This is a genomic window from Micromonospora sp. LZ37, assembly GCF_059359015.1.
In genome coordinates this window covers 125,964-145,278 of sequence record NZ_JCADBL010000011.1, presented here as the reverse complement: position 1 = coordinate 145,278, position 19,315 = coordinate 125,964, and the positions used below count along the sequence as shown (strand labels likewise).

The following is a 19,315-nucleotide window of genomic DNA, read 5'->3' as shown; positions in this document are numbered from 1 at the left end:
GCGCCGCGCCTCACGCCGGCTGCGGGGTGTCGGACTCGGCGAGCACGACCTCCCACGCCTCCACGTCCCGCTCGGTGACGGTGGTCGGCGACTCCAGGTGGTAGGCCCCGCTGGGCAGCACGCCGGCGCCGCCGTGGCGGGCCATCACCGCGAGCTGCGCGGCGACGTCCTCGCCCTGGTGCTTCTCCTGCACCCGGCGCCAGAACTCGAACCCGCCCGAGTCGACCAGCGCCGCCCGGTCGTAGAGCACGCACCCGCCGACCCAGGAGATCTTGTACGCCCGCCACGCCCCCGGCGGCAGGTCGACCTGCTGGGTGACGTGCAGCAGGTTCGCCGCCGAGTGGATGGCGGCCCGCTGCCACTGGGGGGTGCCCGGGCGGATCCGCTCGGGGGTGGGCGGCGCGGTCCACTCCTCGTAGTGCCCGTGCGTCTCCGGGCGCACGTCATCGGCGTACGACAAGCCGTGCACCGCGTTGCCGACGAAGCCGCAGCCCAGCTCGCCGATCGCGGTGACCAGCCGGCGCAGGGTGCCCGGCTCCAGCCAGACGTCGTCATCGAGGCAGAGCACGTACCGGGCCACGGACCTCCCGAGCAGGTACGCCCGGTGCTCGGCGAGCCCCCGCCGCGGCAACCGGCGGGTCAGCAGCACCGGATGCCCCCGGTGGCGCAGCACCCGCACCATGGTGGCCGCCGCCGGGTGCGCGTACGCCGGGTCGCCGTCGGACTGGTCGCTGACCACCACCCCGAACCCGGGCACGTCCTCCTGGGCGGCCAGCCCGGAGAGGGTGACGGCCAGTTCGGCGGGGCGGTTCCGGGTCGGGATCAGCACGTCCAGCTGCCGGGCCCGGCGGAACTCCGTGGGTGAGCCGAGGTCGAGGGGACGGTTCACGGCCGTCCGCCGGTGACCCGGTCACCCGGCGGCGAGGCGGCCGGGTGGCCGTCGGGCCGCGCGGCCCGGGTAGGGCCGTCGGGCTGTGGGGAATGGGCCCGGATCCGCTCGATGATGGCCGAGGTGGACCGGTCCGGCACGTACCCCAGGGTGCGGACCTGACCGCCGAGCCGGCGTACCAGCGGCGCCTCGGGGACCATCTCCGGCGGGTAGTCGCCGCCCTTGACGTACACGTCGGGCCGGACGCTCTCGATCAGCGTGGCCGGCGAGTCCTCCTCGAAGACCACCACGTGGTCCACACAGGAGAGCGCGGCGAGCAGGGTGACCCGGTCCTCGACCGGGTTGACCGGCCGGTCCGGGCCCTTCAGCCGGCGTACGCTGCCGTCGGAGTTGACCGCCACGACCAGGAGGTCGCCGAGCGCCCGGGCCTGTTCCAGGTAGCGGACGTGGCCGGGGTGCAGCACGTCGAAACAGCCGTTGGTGAAGACGACCGAGCGGCCGGCGTGCCGGTGGTCGGCCACGAGCGCGTCCAGCTCGTCCTTGCCGACCAGCGTGGGGTGGGCGGTGCCGTCGGAGCCCAGCGCGGCGAGCAGGTCGTCCCGGTGGCAGACGCAGGTGCCGGTGTCGGTGACGGTGACGGTGGCGGCGAGCTGGGCCAGCTGGGCCGCGGTCGGCAGCGGCGCGTCGGCCGCCAGCGCCAGGGTCATCGCCGCCAGGTACGCGTCCCCGGCGCCGACCGCGTGGCTGGCCGGTACCGGGGTGCTGTGGCTGCGCCGCGGCTCGCCGTCGGCGCCGCCGACGACCGCCCCCTCGGTGTCGAGGGTCACCGCGACCACGTCGGCGCCGGTGTGCTCCCGCAGCTCGGCCAGGCGCGACTCGGCCAGCTCGGCCCGGTCGACGCCCGCTCCGGCGGTGGCCTGCACGGTGACGCCGGTGCCGGTGACGCTCAACCCGTCGCCGGTCATCGCCACCCGGTCCTCGCCGGGCGTCGGCTCCCCGGTCGGGCCGCAGGCCGCCGCGCCCGGCAGCCGGCCGTCCCGGTCGAGGCCGCCGGCCGCGCCGCGACCGGTGGGTCGTTCGCCGACGCCGCCGGGGGCCGCGCCGACGACGAGTTCGGACGGGCCGTCGGCCGGGTCGACCGGCGGGTGGTCCAGGTGCAGGCCGGCGCCGTTGTGCCCGGCGGGGCGCGGCGCGGCCCCGAAGCCGGCGGCGGCGCGGGCCAGCAGCCGGGTCGCCTCGGCGAAGCTGGGGGTCACCACCGTCGGGTTGAGGCCCCGCCAGTCGGCCAGGTCGTGGGCGTCGAGCGCGAGGGTGGCGTACCGCTCGCGGTTGGCGGCCAGCCACGCGCGGACCGGCGCGGGCAGCGCGCCCAGGCCGTAGTCGCAGACCACCAGGGTGGGCGGGTCGCCGCCGGCGGCGGCCCGCAGCTCCTCGGTCGCGCACTCCAGCGCGGTGAGCAGCCCGCCCACGCCCTCGTCGTCGAGCGGGTCGTCGGGGTCGCCGGAGTCCTCCCGGAGCAGGATCTGGTTGCCGGCCAGCATCCGCCGCTTCACCGGGGTGTGCCGGTGGGGCTGGCTGACCGTCCGGTCCCACACGCCGGCCCGGTCCAGGCAGTCGTGCAGTTCGTCGCCGGCCACGTCGGCGCCGACCGGGGCGACCAGCACCGCCCGGCCGCCGAGGGTGGCGATGTTGACCGCCGTGTTGGCCGCGCCGCCGGCCGCGGAGATGCGCCGGCGCAGGGTGAGGACGGGGGCGGGCGCCTCGCGGCAGAGCCGGTCGGACTCGGCGAACCGCCACTCGTCGAGCATGGCGTCGCCGACGACCAGTACGGGACGCCCGAGCCAGCTCTCCACGACCGTGGCCAGCCGGCGCTGTTCCGCTGCTGCTGCTGCCATGCCTTCCGGGATCCCCCGAGTGCCCCGGGCGAAACCTGCGTGCCGACCGGCGGCGTTCCGGGCGGCGGGCCACGCTCGGCGGGGAGCCGCACCCGCACGGCGCCGACGGCTTTCCGCCGCCGGCGAGGCATGTTCGGCGCGGTGCGGGAATGAAGGCGGGATGACCACGGAAGCCCCGAGCGGGCCGGTGCTGAACCGCCGTCAGATCCGCCTGCTGATGTTCGGCCTGATGACCGGGATGCTGCTGGCCGCGCTGGATCAGACCATCGTCGGTACGGCGCTGCCCACGATCGTCGGCGAGCTGGGCGGGATCAACCACTACTCGTGGGTGGTGACGGCGTACCTGCTCGCCTCCACCGCCTCGACCCCGCTGTACGGCAAGATGGCCGACCTGTACGGGCGCCGGCCGGTCTTCCTCTTCTCCATCGGCACGTTCCTGCTGGGCTCGCTGCTGGCGGGCCTGTCGCAGGACATGACCCAGCTGATCGTCACCCGGGGCATCCAGGGTGTCGGGGCGGGCGGTCTGCTGACGTTGGCGTTCACCATCATCTCGGACGTGGTGTCCCCCCGGGAGCGGGGCCGCTACCAGGGGATATTCGGGGCCGTCTTCGGGGTGTCGTCGGTGGCCGGCCCGCTGGTCGGCGGCTACTTCGCCGAGACCAACTGGCGCTGGATCTTCTACATCAACGTGCCGCTGGCGATCCTGGCGATCGTGGTCTGCTACCACGTCCTGCGGCTGATCCCGTTCACCCGGCGCGAACACGCGGTCGACTGGCTGGGGGCGGCGCTGCTGGTTGCCGGGGTGAGCTGCCTGCTGCTGGCGCTGAGCTGGGGCGGCACCGAGTACGACTGGGGTTCCGCGGTGATCGTCGGGCTCTTCGTGGCCGGCGCGGTGCTCGGGGTGGCGTTCGTGCTCCAGGAGGCCCGGGTCGCCGAGCCCATCCTGCCGCTGCGGTTGTTCCGCAGCGCCACCTTCGCGCTGGCCAACTCGGCCGGCTTCGTGCTCGGTCTGGTGATGTTCGGGTCGATCATCTTCATCCCGCTCTACCTGCAGATCGTCAAGGGCGCCTCGCCGACCCGCAGCGGCCTGCTGATGCTGCCGATGATGGCCGGCATCATCGTCACCTCGGTCCTCACCGGCCGGGCGATGAGCCGGATCGGCCGGTACAAGTGGTTCCCGGTCGCCGGCTCGGTGGTGCTGCTCGTCGGGACGCTGCTCTTCACCCGCCTGGAGGTGGAGACCTCGCTCTGGGTGGCCTTCGGCTTCATGGTGGTGATCGGCGTCGGGCTGGGGCTGTGCATGCAGTCGCTCATCCTCGGCGTGCAGAACGCCGTGGACGTCCGGGACCTGGGCGCGGGGACCTCGTCGGCGACCTTCTTCCGGTCGTTGGGCGGCTCGTTCGGGGTGGCCATCCTCGGGGCGGTGCTCTCGTCCCGCCTGGCCGGGCAGCTCGCCGACCGGCTGCCCGGCGCCATCGCGCAGCTGCCGCCGCAGCAGCGCGCGGAGGTCGCCGCGAGCGGCGGGGCGGACATCTCGATCAACGACCCGGCCACCATCCTGGCCCTGCCCGGCCCGGTCCGCGCCGCGATCCAGGCCGCGTTCGTGGAATCGCTCCAGCTGGTCTTCCTGACCGCCGGGCTGATCGCCATCGTGGCCGTGCTGGTCACCCTGGCGCTCCCCGACGACCAGCTCCGCGGCGCCGGTCCGCAGGGCGCCACCGGCGGCGCCGACCCGCTCGGCGGGAAGGCCCCCGCCCCGGGCGGCAAGCCGCTGACGAAGGAGTCTAGGGAGGAGGCCGCCGCCGACATGGAGGCCAAGTCGCAGACCATGCTCTGACGCCGGCGGCTATGCGGGTACGGCCGCGAGCAGGTCGAGGACCAGGGCCAGCGGAGGCCAGGCGGCACGGCCCCGGCGGGTGACCGCGTACGACCGCAGCCGGGCCTCCGGGCCGGTGAGCGGGAGCAGCCGTACGCCGGGGAGGGTCGGTTGGTCGGCGGGGAGCAGCCCGACGCCGAGGCCGGCGACGATCAGGTCCTGGACGAGGTCCAGGCTGTCCGCCCGGTGCGCGATGCGGGGTTCGAACTCGGTCATCGCCGCGATCGCCCGGACGACCACCTCGTCGGCGCTGTTGCGGGAGTTGACGATCCAGTCGTGCGCCCGGTACCGGGCGAAGACCGCTCCGGCGCCGGCCGGCACGGGTTCCTCCCCGAGGGCGTCGGCCGGTACGCCGAGGCTCCACGGCGCCGACCAGAGCGGCGTCGCCTCCAGCGTCCGGTCGACGGGCGCCGGCGCGAGGTTGTAGTCGTAGGTCAGGGCGAGGTCGACGTCGTCGGTCGCCAGCAGCGCGAACGCCTCGGCCGGTTCGTGCTCGTGGATGCGCAGCCGGACCTGCGGGTGGCGGGCGGCGAGGTGAGCGGTGATCGGCAGCAGCGACCGGCGGACGGCGGTGGCGAAGCCGGCGACCCGGACGGTGCCGACCGGCTCGGCGCGCGGGTCGAGGTCGAGCCGGGCCGCGTCGACGGCGGCGAGGATGGTCACCGCGTGTTCGGCCAGCCGCCGCCCGGCGGGAGTGAGCCGGACCCGGCGGCCCTGCGGCTCGATCAGCGTCGCGCCGGCCTCGCGGGAGAGCGCGGCGAGCTGCTGCGACACCGTGGACGTGGTGACGCCCAGCTCGTCGGCGACCTCGCGCATCGACCCGAGCCGGGCCAGCTCGCGCAGCAGTCGCAGCCGGCGCATGTCCACGCCACGATTGTTCAGCATCACCGAACGGTTCGTCCAGCAATGACACGTGGACATGAACGGTGGGTGGCGGCTCTACTGGGGGCATGGCTCCCACCCGTACCGGCGCGGCGATGGCGCTCGCGGCGATGTTGTTCGTGCAGCTCGGCCTGGCCGCCTCGGTCTCCCTCTTCGACGACGTGGGGCCCGAGGGCGCGGCCTGGCTGCGGCTGGCCTGGGCCGGCCTGCTGCTGGTGGTCCTGGTCCGCCCCCGCCCGTCGGGCTTCACCCGGCGCGCCCTGCTGGCCTGTGTCGCGCTCGGCGTGGTGACCGCCGGGGTGACCATCCTGTTCATGGCGGCGGTGGCCCGCCTGCCGCTGGGCACGGCGAGCGCGCTGGAGTTCCTCGGCCCGCTCGGGGTGGCGGTGGCCCGGGGGCGGGGCGGGACCAAGCTCTGGCCGGCGCTCGCCGCCGTGGGCGTGCTGCTGCTCACCGAGCCGTGGCGCGGCGGCGTGGACCCGGTGGGCGTCGCTCTCGCCCTGGCCGCGGGCGCCTGCTGGGCGGCGTACATCCTGCTCACCCAGCGGGTCGGCGACGAGGTTGCCGGCATCCGGGGCCTGGCGGTGTCGATGCCGGTGGCCGCCCTGGTCGCCACCATGGTGGTCGGGCCGGGCGTCCTCGGCGACCTCACCTGGCCGGTACTGCTGGCCGGACTGGGGCTGGCCGTGCTCCTGCCGGTGGTGCCGTTCGTGCTGGAACTGCTCGCGCTGCGCCGGCTGACCACCGCCGCGTTCGGCACGCTGATGAGCCTGGAACCGGCGATAGCGCTGGCCATCGGCCTGGTGGCGCTGCACCAGGTGCCGGGCGTCGGGGCGGTGGTCGGGATCGCCTTCGTGGTGGCCGCCGGCATCGGGGCCGAACGCACCGGCGCGCGGGCCGAGGCGGTCGCGCCGACCCGACCCGAGCCGGCGGTGGCCGGGACTACTTGAGGATCAGGCGGTTGGTCTGCTCGAAGACGTCCAGGTCGGCGAGGGTCTCCGGCACCGAGGCCGACAGCGGCGAGGGGAACGCGTCGCGCGGGAAGAAGCCGGCGTCGGTGGTCTCGTCGGTCACCCGGGCCAGGTCGCCGTCCCAGTCCTCCACCCGGAACGCGGCGGTGAAGATCTGGTACGTGTGGCCGTACATGTTGGTGTGGGTGCGGTCCGGGCCGGTGTAGAGGGCGAACGCGCTCACCCGCAGCGCCCGCAGGCCGGTCTCCTCGCGGACCTCGCGGACCGCGCAGTCGGCGATCGACTCGCCCAGCTCCATGGCGCCCGCCGGCAGCGCCCAGTGGCCGTTGTCCGAGCGCCGGATCAGCAGCACCCGTCCGGCGTTGTCGCGCACCACGGCACGGGCGCCGACGAACATCAGCGTCCGGTCACCGGCCAGGGCGCGCAGCTGCCCCACGTACGATTCGGCCCAGGAGATGCTCACCCGGACGAATTTACGGGGGCTCGCCGAGGCCGACCCGGTTTCCGGGGTTCCCATGCTGTGACCGGCGACACTAGCTTGTTACCCATGCGTAGCACGATGATGGACGCCCCCCTTCAGGTATCCCGGATCCTCGAACACGGCTCCACCGTGCACGGCACGGCCGAGGTCGTCACCTGGACCGGAGCCGAGCCCCGCCGGATGTCGTACGCGGAGGTCGGCCGGGCCGCGGCGCGGCTCGCCCACGCCCTGCGCGACGAGTGCGGGGTGACCGGCGACGAGCGGGTCGCCACGTTCATGTGGAACAACAACGAGCACCTGGTGGCCTACTTCGCCGTGCCGAGCATGGGCGCGGTGCTGCACACGCTGAACATCCGGCTCTTCCCCGACCAGGTCGCCTACATCGCCAACCACGCCGAGGACCGGGTGGTGCTGGTCGACTCGACGCTGATCCCGCTGCTGGCCCGGGTGATCGGCGAGATGACCACAGTCCGGCACCTGGTGGTGGTCGGCGGGGGTGACCCGGCGCCGCTGGTCGCGGCGACCGGCGACCGGCTCACCGTGCACCACTGGGACGAGCTGCTGGCCGGCCGCCCCGACAGCTACGACTGGCCCGAGGTGGACGAGCGGGACGCCGCCGCGCTCTGCTACACCTCCGGGACCACCGGCAACCCGAAGGGCGTGGCCTACTCGCACCGCTCGATCTACCTGCACTCGATGCAGGTCTGCATGCCGGAGGGCTTCGGCCTCGGGCCGGTGGACCGGGAGCTGGCCATCGTGCCGATGTTCCACGCGATGTCGTGGGGGCTGCCGTACGCGGCGTTCCTCTCCGGCGCGTCGCTGATCATGCCGGACCGGTTCCTCCAGGCCGCGCCGATCGCCGAGATGATCGCCGCCGAGCGGCCCACCCTGGCCGGCGCGGTACCGACCATCTGGAACGACCTGCTGACCTACCTGGACGGTCGCGAGGCGGACACCTCCTCGCTGAAGGAGGTGATCGTCGGCGGTTCGGCCTGCCCGCCGGCGCTGATGCACGCGTTCGCCGAGCGGCACGACATCGAGGTGATCCACGCCTGGGGGATGACCGAGATGTCCCCGCTCGGCTCGGTCTCCCGGCCGCCGGCCGGGGCGAGCGGGGACGAGGCGTGGCGCTACCGCTACACCCAGGGTCGGGTGCCGGCCGGCGTCGAGGCGCGGATCGTCGGCCCGCTGGGCGAGCCGCTGCCCGCCGACGGGACGTCCGTCGGCGAGCTGGAGGTCCGCGGGCCGTGGGTGACCGCCCGGTACGTCGGGGACGAGGCCCCGGACGAGGAGAAGTTCCGCGACGGCTGGCTGCGCACCGGGGACGTCGGCACGCTCTCCCCGGACGGCTACATCACCCTCACCGACCGGGCCAAGGACGTGATCAAGTCCGGCGGGGAGTGGATCTCCTCGGTGGAGCTGGAGAACGCCCTGATGGCCCACCCGGACGTGCTGGAGGCGTGCGTGGTGGGGGTGCCCGACCCGCGGTGGGACGAGCGTCCGCTGGCCACGGTGGTGATCCGCGAGGGTGCCTCGGTGACCGTGGAGGAGCTGCGGGCGTTCCTGGCGAAGTCGGTGGCGCACTGGCAACTGCCGGAGCGGTGGGCCTTCATCGACGCGGTGCCGAAGACCAGCGTCGGCAAGTTCGACAAGAAGGTGGTCCGGTCGCGGTACGCCGAGGGCGGTCTCGAGGTGCGGGAGCTGAGCGGGCCGTAACGTTTTTCGGGGACCCGTCGCCGTTGGGGATAGGGACGTACTCCTAAGCATCCCTCCCCAGGGGCGGCCCCGGCGTTCGCACCGCGCCGGGGCCGCCCGCTTCTTTGCGGGGCGACCCGCGCATTCATTCTTGCGAAACATGTTCGCTTCTGTCCCGATGACGGGGAAATCCGCCCTGCTCAGCCGGTTCCCCGCGCCTGTCGGTCCGCCCTCGTACGATCGGCCCCGTGGCCGTACCCCGGCCGGTCCGTCGAGCCCCCGGAGGCGTCATGGCCACCCTCAAGACCGCCCCCACCGGGGCCAGCGTCGACGACTTCCTGGCCGCCGTGCCGGACCAGGCCCGCCGGCGCGACGCCGCCGTCGTACGGGAGGTCATGCAGCGGGTCACCGGTGAGCCGCCGGTCATGTGGGGCGACGCCATCGTGGGGTTCGGGCAGCGACGCCTGCGCTACGCCAGTGGCCGCGAACTGGACTGGTTCCTCGTCGGGTTCTCGCCCCGCAAGGCGGCCACCACGCTCTACCTCGGCGAGGAGTTCCCGGCCAAGGAGCGGCTGCTGGCCCGGCTGGGCCGGCACAGCGTCGGCAAGGGCTGCCTCTACGTCAAGCGCCTCGCCGACGTCGACGTCGAGGTGCTGACCGAGCTGGTGCGGGCCTCCGTCACGCAGGCCCGCGCCCGGTGACCGTCACTGCTCGCCGGTGATGAGGAGCGCCTTGCCCACCAGGGAGTCCTCCACCGCCTGATGGGCCGCGGCCGTCTCGGCCAGTGGATGGTGGTGCAGCGGCAAGCCGGCCTCGGCACCCACCCGTACGGCACCCTGCGCCACCGCCGCCGACACGTCCCGGACCGCCCGCGCCTTCGCCATCGCCGGCTCGGTGTAGACGAGCACGAACTGCCAACGGGCGTTCGGCACCATCAGCGGCCGGATCGGCAGGGTCACCTCGTCGCCGCCGTCGTCGGCGTACACGCAGACCGCGCCGCCCGGCCGGAGCAGCTGCACGTCGATCGCGGCGTTGCGCGCCGGGGAGACCTCCACGATCGTGTGCACCCCGTCGGGGGCGATCTTGCGGACCTCCTCGACCACGTCCTGCTGACGGTAGTCGACCACGAAGGACGCCCCGGCCGCCGCCGCGAGCTGCGCCTTCTGCGGGCTGCTCACCGTGGCGATCACGCGCGCGTCGGCCCAGCGGGCCAGCTGGATCGCCGCGTTGCCCACCGCGCCCGCCCCGCCCTGCACCAGCACCACGTGGTCGCTCAGCGCGCCCGCGTGCAGCTTCTCCGGCATGTACTCGCCGGCGGTGAGGCAGCGGTGCGCGGTGAGGAACGGGATGCCCAGGCAGGCGCCCAGGTCGAAGGGGGCGGCGCCGAGGCGTACCGCCTGCCGGACCGGGACCACCGTGTACTCGGCGGCGGTGCCCCAGGGGCGCTGCCAGGCGGCCTCCCAGACCCAGACCCGTTCGCCGATCAGGTCCTGGTCGACGCCCTCGCCGACCGCCTCGACCACGCCGGCGCCGTCCTGCCCGGGGGTCTGCCAGCCGGCCGGCAGCGGCCACTGCCGCCGCGCCTTGAAGTCGGTCGGGTTCACCCCGGCGACCGCCAGCCGGACCAGCACCTCGCCCGCCCCCGGCTCCGGCACCGGCCGGTCCACCAGCTTCAGCACCGAGGGGTCGCCGGTCTGCTCGTACACGATCGCCTTCATCCCCGTCTCCCTCCGAGAGTCGCGTTCCCCATCTTCGCCGATCCCGCCCGGGTCGGTGGGGCGTCGCCGGTCCCGGCGGTGATCACCTACTGTGGTGGCCCGCGCACCTCGGGTCGACCGAGCGGCCGACCCGCCGCGATCGATGGGATGGACAGGATCGTGTTGGCCGGTCGTCCGCTACGGGCCGGTGCCGGGTCCGCTGCCGCCGACCGATCCCGCCGGGCCCGCCGTCCGTATCACCGGGTAGCCGGTCGAGGAGGGGTCATGCGGGACGTACCAGAGGTGGCGCCGACGTCGCTCGTGACGCTCTGTGCCGGTGCCGACGTCGTGCCGCCGGCCCCGCCGGAGCCCGCCGGCGAGCCGGTCGAGGCCGCGGCCGCCGGTGAGCGCCCCGAGGTGCCCTTCCTGCCCGCGTCCAGCCGCAGCCGCCGGATCTGACGCCGCGGCTCAGGCGAGCCCGTCCACCACCTCCGGGGTCAGCTCCCGCACCGAGGCCAGCACCACGGCGGCGAGCGCCCGGGCGTCCGGGTCCAAGGGGTACGAGCCGTGCGGGATCGCCACCACCGGCATGCCGGCGGCGGCCGCCGAGCGCACGCCGTTGGAGGAGTCCTCGATCGCGACGCAGCGGGCCGGGTCCACGCCGAGCCGCTCGGCGACGGTCAGGTAGACGTCCGGCGCCGGCTTGCCCCGCGCGGTCTCCTCGGTGGAGAGGGTGACCCGGAAGGCGTCGGAGAGGTCGGTGGCGGCCAGCGCCGCGGCGATCAGCCGGGTCGGCGAGGAGCTGGCCAGCCCGAGCGGCCACCGCCCGGCGAGCCGGCGCACGACCCGGTCGGCGTCGTCGATCAGGGGTACGTGCCGCACGTACCGGTCGGTCATCTCGTCGACCACCTCGGTGGCGACCTGCCCGGCGGCGCGGTCGACGCCCAGCTCGCCGCTGAGGTAGTCGGCCCACTCGCCGGTGCTCATCCCCATCAGCCGGCGCTGGGTGTCCGACTGCCAGGTGCCGCCGTGCGCCGCCACGTACGCCCGCCGGACCTCCTCCCAGACCGGCTCGGAGTCCACGATCACGCCGTCCAGGTCGAAAACCACCGCATCCACCGTCACCCGCCCATCCTGCCCGACCGGGCGGGCCGGGCGCGGCCGTCCCGCTCAGCCCTGGAGGGCGGGCAGGCCGATCGGGCTGTTCTCCGGGATCACGCTGTGGCAGGCGCGGGCCATCGGTTCGAGCAGTTCCCGCAGCCGGTCGGTGCGGTCCGGGCCGAGGGTCAGCCAGGGGCGGGCGGCGGCGCGGTCGGTGGCGTCCTCGACCGCCTGGAAGCCGGCGCGGCCGGCGTCGGTGGCGGTGCCGTCGCCGGTGAGCCAGCCTCGCTCGGCCAGCCGGCCGCGGGCCCGCGCCCACTGCTCCTCCGACCAGCCGCGGCCGAGCAGGTTCTGCGGGTGGGTGTCGACCGCGACCCGCCAGGCCAGCGTCTCGACCGGGTCGAGACCGGCGGCGACCAGCGCCGCTACGTGCCCGTCGCCGCGGTGCTCGCGCAGCGTGGTGGCGGCCTGCCAGAGCCGGGCCAGCGGGTACTCGCCGCGCGGCAGGGCGGCGTTGGCCGCGCCGAGCACCCGGCCCGCGGTGTCGGCCGCGGCGGCGGCGCTCTCCAGCAGGTCGGCCGCCTCGACCAGGTGCTCCTCGGGCAGCTCGTAGGTCAGCTCGGCGAGCGCCTGCACGGCACCGGTGAGCCGGGCCCGCAGCGACTCCTCCGGAGTGGCCAGTCGCCACACGGCCGGCAGCGCCCGGGACACCATCGGCGGGGCGAAGGTGAAGAAGGCCGCGATCACCGGCGGGGCGTCGGTCGGGCCGAGCGGGGCGGCCCGGCCGGCGAAGTAGCCGCGCCAGTAGCCGCGCAGCCCGACCGCCTCGTACGCGGCGCGGGCGCGGGGATGGAAGTAGGTGACCGCGTGCAGGGGTTCGACGTGCGTCCACATCAGTCGGGCGGTCCGCCCGGGATCGTCCAGCGCCGGCACGTGCACCTCCGCAGGGGTGAGGGGTCACCGTGGTGCGGCGGACCGCCCACGGTGACCTTGAACCTACTGCCGGTGTACGAGGTGCGGGAAGCCCCCTGTGGGCTACCGCACGGAGAGCACGTCGACGACGAAGCGCAGCGGGCCGGCCGGCGCGCCCGGGCGCTGCGGCTTCTCGCCGTACGCCAGGTCGGCCGCGATGTCCAGCTGCACCCGGCTGCCGACGGTCTGACCCTGCAGGCCCTGGTCCCAGCCGGTGATGACGTTGCCCTGGCCGAGCATGAACGAGAACGGCTCGGACCGCTTCCAGGAGGCGTCGAACTCCTCGCCGGTCCGGTACGACACGCCCACGTAGTTCACGGTGATCTCCTGGCCGGACTGGGCGGCCGGGCCGGTGCCCTTGATCAGCGGGGTGGCGTTCACGCCGCTCAGGTCCCCCTCGCCCTTGCCGACGGTCGGCTTGGTGCAGAGCGCCCGGTCGGCGCCCTCGGGCAGGGTCGGGAAGCCGCCCGGGCAGCCGGCGGGTGCGGCGGCCGGCTCCGGGTCGCCGCTGCGGGTCACCACGAACACGCCGACGATCACCGCGATGACCGCCAGGCCGGCGACCGCGCCCAGCCACGCCTGCCGGCGCTTCTTCGCCTCGGCGGCCTTCTGCGCGGCCAGCTGGGCGGCCAGCCGTCGCTGCGCCTTCGTCTCGCCCTGGCCCGCCGGCCGGTTCTCCGTACGCTCGCTCACGTCCTCGACTCCCTGCTGGTGTGGGTGACCGGCCCGACGACCCGCTGCCGCGGCCAGCGCACACGGTACCCGGATCGATGCCCCGGGTGTCCGCTCGCCCGCCCCCGGTGTCCCGTCGCCGCACGTTGCTCCCGTTCGTCCGGGTGCGGACAGTCCGACAGCGGTAGGTTCCACCTCATGGCGATCCTCACCGACGAAGACCTGGCCCTGCTCTCCGAACCGCAGCTGGCCCACGTGGCCACCGTCGAGGCCGACGGCACCCCGCACGTCACCCCGGTCTGGGTGGACACCGACGGCGAGCACATCGTGTTCAACACCGCGAAGGGGCGGCAGAAGTACCTCAACATCGAGCGGAACCCGGTGGTCGCGGTCTCCGTGGTCGACAAGGCGGACGACTTCCGCACCCTCTGGGTCAAGGGCACCGCCGAGCTGGTCACCGAGGGCGCGGACGAGCACATCGACCGGATGGCGAAGAAGTACCTCGGGCAGGACACCTACCCGTTCCGCCAGCCCGCCGAGCAGCGCGTCATCGTCCGCATCACCCCCACCCAGAAGCTCGGCCGCGGCTGAGGGAGCGGGGGCGCTGTTTCGACGGCGTCGGAAGGCGGATGTCTGATCGAGCGTGATACCTCAGAGACATCTTGATACCTCTGAGGTATCACGCTCTTTGAGGTGTTCGGTACCCGCCCCGATCACGGCCGTGCGACGCGGGCCGCTCAGGCGGTCTTGCGGGGGGCGGCCTTCTTCGCCGCCTTCTTGGCGGGCGCCTTAGCGGCCTTCTTCTCCGCGGTCTTCTTGGCCGGCTCCGCCTTCTTCCCGGCGGCCTTCTTCTCCGCCTTCTTCGCCGGAGCCTTGGCGGCCTTCTTCTCCGCCGCCTTCTGCGCCGACCGGGCCGAGGAGATCGGCGTCGGCTCGCCCGCCCCGCCGGCCGCCGCCGGCTGCTCGCCCCGGGCCACCCGGGCCCGCTCGACGGACGCCTTCAGCGCGGCCATCAGGTCGACCGCGGCGGCCGGCGCGGCCTCCTCCACCTCCGGCTGCACCACCTCGCGCCCCTCGACCTTGGCGTCGATGACCTCCTGCAACGCCGCCCGGTAGTCGTCGGTGAAGGCGTCCGCCTGGAAGTCGCCGGCCATCGAGTCGATCAGCGAGCTGGCCATCGCCAGCTCCGGGGGACGGACCTTGAGGTCCTCGTCCAGGAAACCGAAGTCGGCGCTACGCACCTCGTCCGGCCAGAGCATCGTGTTGAGCAGCAGCACCCCCTCGCGGACCCGCAGGGTGGCCAGCTGCTCGCGCTGACGCAGCGCCACCTTGACGATCGCCACCCGCTCGGAGTCGGCGAGCGCGTCCCGCAGCAGCACGTACGGCTTGGTGGCGGTGCCCTCCGGCTCCAGGAAGTACGCCTTGTTGTAGAGGATCGGGTCGACCTGCTCGGCCGGGACGAACTCCAGCACGTCGATCGCGCGCGAGCTGGTCAGCGGCAGGTCCGCGAAGTCCTCGTCGGTGAGAATCACCATCTCCCCGCCGCCGATGTCGTACCCCTTGGCGATGTCGTCGTAGGTGACCTCCTCGCCGCAGACGGAGCAGGTGCGCTTGTAGCGGATCCGGCCGCCGTCGTCCCGGTGCACCTGGTGGAAGCGGATGTCCTTCTCCTCGGTGGCCGAGTAGAGCTTCACCCCGATCGACACCAGCCCGAACGACACGGCTCCTTTCCAGATCGCCCGCATGCCGCGCTCCTCTCCCGGTTCTGCCCAGGATCGCAAATGATCGAAGGGGACGCACGCGCTTCCGTGCGCAACTACAGTCAGGAGGTGCCCGGCGCGCCGCTGAAGCCGATGCTCGCGATCACCGGGCAGCTCCCGGTGGGTGACGGCTGGGCGTACGAGTTCAAGTGGGACGGGGTCCGCGCGCTCGCCGACCTCACCGGCGGCCGCCAGCACCTGTACGCCCGCAGCGGCGTGCAGATCACCGCCGCGTACCCGGAGCTGATCACCCTGGCCGAGCAGGTCGACGACGCGCTGCTCGACGGCGAGGTGGTGCTCTTCAACGCCGCCGGCCAGCCCTCCTTCACCGCGCTGGCGGAGCGGATGCACGTGCGGGACCCGGCGAAGGCGGCCCGGCTGGCGGCGACCGTCCCGGTGACGTACATGATCTTCGACCTGTTGCGGTTGGGCGGCGAGGACCTGACCGGCTGGTCGTACACCCGGCGGCGGGCGGCGTTGGACGGCCTGGAGCTGGGCGCGGCCCGCTGGGCGGTGCCGCCGACCTTCAGCGACGGCCCGGCCACCTACGAGGCGGCCGGCGAGCACGGGCTGGAGGGGGTGATGGCCAAGCGGGTCGAGTCCGTCTACCGAGCCGGGGTGCGGTCACCGGACTGGGTCAAGGTCAAGCTGGAGGTGACCGGCGACTTCGTGGTCGGTGGCTGGCGGCCCGGAGCGCGCAAGATCGGCGGGCTGCTGGTGGGGGTGCCCCGCCCGGACGGGCGGCTCACCTACCGGGGGCGGGTCGGCGGCGGGATCGGCGCCGCCATCGAGCGGGAACTGCTGCGCGAGCTGGAACCGCTGCGCTCCGGCGAGTCACCGTTCGCCGCCGACGTGCCGCGCGAGGATGCCCGGGGCGCGATCTGGGTAACACCGCAGGTCGTGGTGGAGGTCAAGTACGGCCAGCGCACCCCGGACGGGCGACTGCGGTTTCCCCGGGTGCTCCGGCTGCGGCCCGACAAGCCCGCCGAGGAGGTCGAGGATGCCGGCTGAGCGGCTCAAGGTGGAGGTCGAGGGGCGGGCGCTGGAGCTGTCCAACCTGGACAAGGTGCTCTACCCGGACGCCGGGTTCACCAAGGGCGAGGTGATCGACTACTACACCCGGATCGCGCCGGTGCTGCTGCCGCACCTGACCGACCGGGCGCTGACCCGGATCCGCTTCCCCAACGGGGTCACCGGCGGCTCGTTCTTCGAGAAGAACGCCCCGGCCGCGACCCCCGCCTGGGTACGCACCGAGACGCTGCCCGCACCCGGGTCGAGCAAGGGGCGGGAGACCATCGACTACGTGGTCGCCGACGACCTGCCCACCCTGGTCTGGCTGGCCAACCTGGCCGCCCTGGAGCTGCACACGCCACAGTGGAAGATCGGCGGGCACCCGGACATGATGGTGGTCGACCTGGACCCGGGGGCGCCGGCGGCGCTGCGGCAGTGCTGCCAGGTGGCGCTGCTGATGCGCGACCGGCTCGCTCTTGACGGCGTGGCGGCCTATCCGAAGACCTCCGGCAAGAAGGGCATGCAGCTCTGCTGCCCCATACGCGGCACCCAGTCCGCCGATGACGTGTCCGCGTACGCGCGCCGGATCGCCCAGGAACTGGAGAAGGCGCAGCCCAAGCTGATCGTGTCGAAGATGGCGAAGAACCTGCGGCCGGGGAAGATCTTCATCGACTGGAGCCAGAACAACGCGGCGAAGACGACGGTGGCGCCGTACTCGCTGCGCGCCCAGTCGGTGCCGTCGGTCTCCACCCCGTTGACCTGGGACGAGGTGGAGGCCGGCGCGGCGGGCAAGCGGCCGTCGGCGAAGCCGTACACCGCGACGGAGGTGCTCAAGCGGGTCGAGAAGTCCGGTGACCTGCTGGCGCCGCTGCTCGACGGCGGCCCGGCGCTGCCGCTGCGCTGAGCGCCCATGCGCAAGATCGTGCTGTTTCCTGGAAGTAGTGGCCTCGCCGCCGGAGGATGGCCGCTACTTCCAGGATCGAGCGCGATCTTGCAGGTCGAGGAGCAGGGGATTAGGTCGCCGGCCAGGTGGTGTACGACATCCGCGCGTTGATGTTCGCCGGCACGCCCCCGTACGCGTAGCAGCGCACGTTGACGACGGTGTCGGTGATGCCGGACCGGGACCAGTCCGCCACCACGCAGTACCCGTTCGGCCCCGGCCGGTGCTCGGTGAGGAAGTCGTCGACGAAGGCGGTGCCGTACGCGGTGCCGGTGCCGGTGACCCGGATCTCGTACCGGCCGGTGCCGAGGTGGTGGACGGCGTCACCGCCGAATCCCGGCAGCGTCGAGTTCCAGGCCTCCCCGCCGATCCCGGTCTCGGGCGCCTGCTCGCCGTAGACCACTCCGGTGTGGAAGCGCGGGCCGGTGGCGTACCCGAGCAGATCCACCCGGTTGCCGTAGGTGACCGCGAACCGGGCGTCGACCGGGTTGCCGGCGGCGTTGCGGCACCACACGTCCCACCGGTCCGGCGGGCCGATCTGGCAGTGCACACCTGTGCTGCCCACGGCCGTCACGTGGACCATCGGGAAGGAGTAGTCGTACCGGTAGTTCATGCGGAAGCGGTAGTGACCGGTGCCGAGCCGCTCGTAGCGGACCTCGCCGCGGGTGGAGTCGTACCGGTAGGTGGCCGCCAGGGTACGTAGCCCGACGGGGACCGCCTGGTCGGTGACGAACCAGGTGAAACGACCGTCGCCGGTCCACCGGGCGTTGCTGTAGGTGACCACGAAACGGCTGTCCACCGGCGCGCCGGTCGCCGCGAAGCAGCGCACCTGGATCAGCAGGTCCGGCGCGACCAGGCTGCGGTACCAGCCGGCGACCGTACAGAAGACCGGCCCGCCGCCGTACGCCACGACGTGCGCGACGCCGCCGCGGGCCGGCGCCTGCTCCAGCACCACCGTGTACGCCCCGGTGCCGGTGCGCCGGACCAGCACCCCACCGTCGGTGTTGGTGGCGGTGTAGCCCCAGCTCGGGCGGTACTCGGCGGTGGTCGGGGCGTTGGCCCAGACGGTGGCGGTGACCGTCGGTTCGAGCTCGGGCGGCGGCTCGGCCCGGGCGGGGAGCGCCCCGCCCAGCGTGGTGGCGAGCAGCAGGGCCGTCAGCGCGGTGAGCGCTCGTCGGGTTCGTCTCCGCATGGCGGTGGGCCTCCGTTCCTAGCAATTCAGGTCGTGCCCCCGCCGCGTAGTCTGCCAACGTCTGTCAATGCGTCGCTCGCTCCGCGCCGGCCTTCGTCACCTCGCCGGCCGGAGTCCGCCGGCGCAGCCGGTGGACGGCGCCGGCCGTGAGGGCGAGCACCACCACGGTGACCACCACGTCGCCGACCAGCGCCTCCGTCGGGGACGCCGGGGCGTAGTTCGGCACGACGTACGCGGTGGCGGCGGCGACGAGCAGACCGGCCGCCCAGGCGGCGAGGACGTGGCGCTGCCCCCAGCCGACGCGCCGGGACCAGCGCACCACCAGCACGACCACCGCGGCGGCGGCCAGCAGTTGCCAGCCCACCCGGACCCAGCCGCTCAGCGGCACGGTGCTCAGGTGGGCGCCGAGCACCACCAGGCCGACCCACCCGGGGTGCGGGGCGGGGACGGCCACCCGCCGGGGCGTACGCCGCCACCGGGGCAGCAGGGCCGCCCCGACGAGCACGAGCACGGTCAGCACCGCGACGGTCGCCTGCACCGGGCTGAGCAGGAAGCCCTTCCGGCCCGCCGCGTCGTCGCTGAAGATCATCAGGCTGCCGAGGACGAGGAGCACCGCGATCACCAGCAGTCCCCACCGGCCCAGCCACGGCCGGTGCCGCCGTTCCGGCCCGACGTACGACTCCACCAGCGCGATCGGCGCGCAGATGCTCAGGGCGACGTGGTTGCCGACGAAGTCGACCGCCTGCTCGGCGCTGAAGCCCAGCCCCGGCACCCGCGTCCCGGCGGCCGCCGCGCCGGACTCGGCGAACTCGGTGTCGGCCAGGAACGCCGGGTTGAACAGCGACTGGTCGACCAGGCCGGCCTGGTACACGCCGAACGCCGCAGCGAGCAGGACGATCGCCGGCCAGCCGCCGCCGGTCCGCCGGGCGGTCTCCCGGACCAGCACGGCCGCGCCCCCGTACAGCGGAGCCAGCACCACCACGACGAAGAGCGAGTCCACGGCGGTGAAACCACCCCACGAGCACTCGGCGGCCCAGGGGGCGAGCGCCAGCAGCGCCAGGACGGGGCCCATCCGTCGCCAGCGACCCGGCGGCGGTACGGCGGCCGGGTCGAGGTGGGGACCGGTGTCTGTGGACATCCTCGACCTCCCGCCGCGCGGTCGGGGCGACCCCGCTGCACCAACCCTGGGGCCGCCGCGGGTCCGGGCGGTAGAGCCCAAGGTCGATGACGGGTCGACAAAGGTCGACGCCGGCGAACCCGCCGCCGTGGCCGGTGGCAGCC

Annotated in this window: 19 protein-coding genes; 8 read left to right on the top strand and 11 right to left on the bottom strand. The window is 73.9% G+C overall.

All coding sequences use genetic code 11. The features are described from left to right. Positions 1 to 10 precede the first annotated feature (10 nt). Positions 11 to 889 carry a glycosyltransferase family 2 protein gene (locus AC5L3Z_RS22225; protein WP_494844746.1) on the bottom strand — a complete coding sequence of 293 codons (879 nt, stop codon included), beginning with the start codon at positions 887 to 889 and terminating at the stop codon, positions 11 to 13. After that, complete coding sequence (gene rfaE2 / locus AC5L3Z_RS22220; RefSeq protein ID WP_494844745.1) at positions 886 to 2,784, bottom strand: D-glycero-beta-D-manno-heptose 1-phosphate adenylyltransferase; 1,899 nt, start codon at positions 2,782 to 2,784, stop codon at positions 886 to 888. Before rfaE2 ends, AC5L3Z_RS22225 begins: the two co-directional genes overlap by 4 nt. Before the next feature lie 160 nt (positions 2,785 to 2,944). Between rfaE2 and AC5L3Z_RS22215 the strand changes: the two genes are divergently transcribed. Beyond that, complete coding sequence (locus tag AC5L3Z_RS22215) at positions 2,945 to 4,621, top strand: MDR family MFS transporter (protein ID WP_494844744.1); 1,677 nt, start codon at positions 2,945 to 2,947, stop codon at positions 4,619 to 4,621. 9 nt (positions 4,622 to 4,630) lie between these two features. Here the strand turns inward: AC5L3Z_RS22215 and AC5L3Z_RS22210 are convergent, their stop codons facing one another. Continuing rightward, positions 4,631 to 5,545: a LysR family transcriptional regulator gene (locus AC5L3Z_RS22210; protein WP_494844743.1), complete on the bottom strand. Its 915-nt coding sequence runs from the start codon at positions 5,543 to 5,545 to the stop codon at positions 4,631 to 4,633. Positions 5,546 to 5,610: 65 nt separating this feature from the next. On the opposite strand from AC5L3Z_RS22210, the gene AC5L3Z_RS22205 reads away from it, so the two are divergent. After that, complete coding sequence (locus AC5L3Z_RS22205; RefSeq protein WP_494844742.1) at positions 5,611 to 6,492, top strand: EamA family transporter; 882 nt, start codon at positions 5,611 to 5,613, stop codon at positions 6,490 to 6,492. Here AC5L3Z_RS22205 and AC5L3Z_RS22200 read toward each other — a convergent pair. Next, entirely contained in the window at positions 6,485 to 6,976 is a 492-nt protein-coding gene (locus tag AC5L3Z_RS22200) for an NUDIX domain-containing protein (RefSeq protein ID WP_494844741.1), read from the bottom strand. The genes AC5L3Z_RS22205 and AC5L3Z_RS22200 overlap by 8 nt on opposite strands. 99 nt (positions 6,977 to 7,075) lie before the next feature. On the opposite strand from AC5L3Z_RS22200, the gene AC5L3Z_RS22195 reads away from it, so the two are divergent. Further along, positions 7,076 to 8,710 carry a fatty acid--CoA ligase gene (locus AC5L3Z_RS22195; RefSeq protein ID WP_494844872.1) on the top strand — a complete coding sequence of 545 codons (1,635 nt, stop codon included), beginning with the start codon at positions 7,076 to 7,078 and terminating at the stop codon, positions 8,708 to 8,710. 269 nt (positions 8,711 to 8,979) lie between these two features. Beyond that, positions 8,980 to 9,390: a DUF1801 domain-containing protein gene (locus tag AC5L3Z_RS22190; protein ID WP_494844740.1), complete on the top strand. Its 411-nt coding sequence runs from the start codon at positions 8,980 to 8,982 to the stop codon at positions 9,388 to 9,390. Positions 9,391 to 9,393: 3 nt separating this feature from the next. Here the strand turns inward: AC5L3Z_RS22190 and AC5L3Z_RS22185 are convergent, their stop codons facing one another. After that, positions 9,394 to 10,407: an NADPH:quinone reductase gene (locus AC5L3Z_RS22185; protein ID WP_494844738.1), complete on the bottom strand. Its 1,014-nt coding sequence runs from the start codon at positions 10,405 to 10,407 to the stop codon at positions 9,394 to 9,396. 264 nt (positions 10,408 to 10,671) lie between these two features. Between AC5L3Z_RS22185 and AC5L3Z_RS22180 the strand changes: the two genes are divergently transcribed. Further along, positions 10,672 to 10,845 carry a hypothetical protein gene (locus tag AC5L3Z_RS22180; protein WP_494844737.1) on the top strand — a complete coding sequence of 58 codons (174 nt, stop codon included), beginning with the start codon at positions 10,672 to 10,674 and terminating at the stop codon, positions 10,843 to 10,845. A gap of 9 nt (positions 10,846 to 10,854) precedes the next feature. On the opposite strand, the gene AC5L3Z_RS22175 is transcribed toward AC5L3Z_RS22180, so the two are convergent. From AC5L3Z_RS22175 to AC5L3Z_RS22165, 3 genes are all read right to left on the bottom strand, one after another. After that, positions 10,855 to 11,511, bottom strand: a complete 657-nt coding sequence (locus tag AC5L3Z_RS22175; protein ID WP_494844735.1) for an HAD family hydrolase — start codon at positions 11,509 to 11,511, stop codon at positions 10,855 to 10,857. Positions 11,512 to 11,556: 45 nt separating this feature from the next. Further along, a complete protein-coding gene (locus AC5L3Z_RS22170) occupies positions 11,557 to 12,381 on the bottom strand; it encodes an SCO6745 family protein (RefSeq protein ID WP_494844871.1) in 825 nt (274 codons plus the stop codon). A 141-nt stretch (positions 12,382 to 12,522) separates the two neighbouring features. Then, positions 12,523 to 13,152 carry an FKBP-type peptidyl-prolyl cis-trans isomerase gene (locus AC5L3Z_RS22165; RefSeq protein WP_494844734.1) on the bottom strand — a complete coding sequence of 210 codons (630 nt, stop codon included), beginning with the start codon at positions 13,150 to 13,152 and terminating at the stop codon, positions 12,523 to 12,525. A gap of 177 nt (positions 13,153 to 13,329) precedes the next feature. On the opposite strand from AC5L3Z_RS22165, the gene AC5L3Z_RS22160 reads away from it, so the two are divergent. Next, entirely contained in the window at positions 13,330 to 13,722 is a 393-nt protein-coding gene (locus tag AC5L3Z_RS22160) for a PPOX class F420-dependent oxidoreductase (RefSeq protein WP_334532013.1), read from the top strand. 146 nt (positions 13,723 to 13,868) lie between these two features. Here the strand turns inward: AC5L3Z_RS22160 and ku are convergent, their stop codons facing one another. Further along, complete coding sequence (gene ku, locus AC5L3Z_RS22155) at positions 13,869 to 14,876, bottom strand: non-homologous end joining protein Ku (RefSeq protein ID WP_494844732.1); 1,008 nt, start codon at positions 14,874 to 14,876, stop codon at positions 13,869 to 13,871. Between the two features lie 84 nt (positions 14,877 to 14,960). Here ku and ligD (AC5L3Z_RS22150) point away from each other — a divergent pair, with 84 nt between their 5' ends. Both ligD (AC5L3Z_RS22150) and ligD (AC5L3Z_RS22145) read left to right on the top strand, forming a co-directional pair. Beyond that, positions 14,961 to 15,902 (top strand): non-homologous end-joining DNA ligase, encoded by a 942-nt coding sequence (ligD, locus tag AC5L3Z_RS22150; RefSeq protein WP_494844869.1) that lies wholly within the window; start codon positions 14,961 to 14,963, stop codon positions 15,900 to 15,902. Beyond that, positions 15,892 to 16,806: a non-homologous end-joining DNA ligase gene (gene ligD / locus AC5L3Z_RS22145; RefSeq protein WP_494844731.1), complete on the top strand. Its 915-nt coding sequence runs from the start codon at positions 15,892 to 15,894 to the stop codon at positions 16,804 to 16,806. Before ligD (AC5L3Z_RS22150) ends, ligD (AC5L3Z_RS22145) begins: the two co-directional genes overlap by 11 nt. Before the next feature lie 109 nt (positions 16,807 to 16,915). Here ligD (AC5L3Z_RS22145) and AC5L3Z_RS22140 read toward each other — a convergent pair whose 3' ends face one another. Together AC5L3Z_RS22140 and AC5L3Z_RS22135 are read right to left on the bottom strand one after the other, a co-directional pair. Beyond that, positions 16,916 to 18,034, bottom strand: coding sequence for a hypothetical protein (locus AC5L3Z_RS22140; RefSeq protein WP_494844730.1), 1,119 nt, complete (start codon positions 18,032 to 18,034; stop codon positions 16,916 to 16,918). Positions 18,035 to 18,098: 64 nt separating this feature from the next. Next, complete coding sequence (locus AC5L3Z_RS22135; protein ID WP_494844728.1) at positions 18,099 to 19,172, bottom strand: hypothetical protein; 1,074 nt, start codon at positions 19,170 to 19,172, stop codon at positions 18,099 to 18,101. Between the last annotated feature and the right edge of the window lie 143 nt (positions 19,173 to 19,315).

Bases quoted from the DNA above. Each gene is read 5' to 3' on its own strand.
- AC5L3Z_RS22135 (WP_494844728.1), bottom strand. From the start codon at position 19,172: ATGTCCACAGACACCGGTCCCCACCTCGACCCGGCCGCCGTACCGCCG.
- rfaE2 (WP_494844745.1), bottom strand. From the start codon at position 2,784: ATGGCAGCAGCAGCAGCGGAACAGCGCCGGCTGGCCACGGTCGTGGAG.
- AC5L3Z_RS22190 (WP_494844740.1), top strand. From the start codon at position 8,980: ATGGCCACCCTCAAGACCGCCCCCACCGGGGCCAGCGTCGACGACTTC.
- AC5L3Z_RS22170 (WP_494844871.1), bottom strand. From the start codon at position 12,381: ATGTGGACGCACGTCGAACCCCTGCACGCGGTCACCTACTTCCATCCC.
- AC5L3Z_RS22215 (WP_494844744.1), top strand. From the start codon at position 2,945: ATGACCACGGAAGCCCCGAGCGGGCCGGTGCTGAACCGCCGTCAGATC.
- ligD (WP_494844731.1), top strand. From the start codon at position 15,892: ATGCCGGCTGAGCGGCTCAAGGTGGAGGTCGAGGGGCGGGCGCTGGAG.
- AC5L3Z_RS22210 (WP_494844743.1), bottom strand. From the start codon at position 5,545: ATGCTGAACAATCGTGGCGTGGACATGCGCCGGCTGCGACTGCTGCGC.
- ku (WP_494844732.1), bottom strand. From the start codon at position 14,876: ATGCGGGCGATCTGGAAAGGAGCCGTGTCGTTCGGGCTGGTGTCGATC.
- AC5L3Z_RS22140 (WP_494844730.1), bottom strand. From the start codon at position 18,034: ATGCGGAGACGAACCCGACGAGCGCTCACCGCGCTGACGGCCCTGCTG.
- AC5L3Z_RS22160 (WP_334532013.1), top strand. From the start codon at position 13,330: ATGGCGATCCTCACCGACGAAGACCTGGCCCTGCTCTCCGAACCGCAG.
- AC5L3Z_RS22195 (WP_494844872.1), top strand. From the start codon at position 7,076: ATGGACGCCCCCCTTCAGGTATCCCGGATCCTCGAACACGGCTCCACC.
- AC5L3Z_RS22180 (WP_494844737.1), top strand. From the start codon at position 10,672: ATGCGGGACGTACCAGAGGTGGCGCCGACGTCGCTCGTGACGCTCTGT.
- AC5L3Z_RS22205 (WP_494844742.1), top strand. From the start codon at position 5,611: ATGGCTCCCACCCGTACCGGCGCGGCGATGGCGCTCGCGGCGATGTTG.
- AC5L3Z_RS22185 (WP_494844738.1), bottom strand. From the start codon at position 10,407: ATGAAGGCGATCGTGTACGAGCAGACCGGCGACCCCTCGGTGCTGAAG.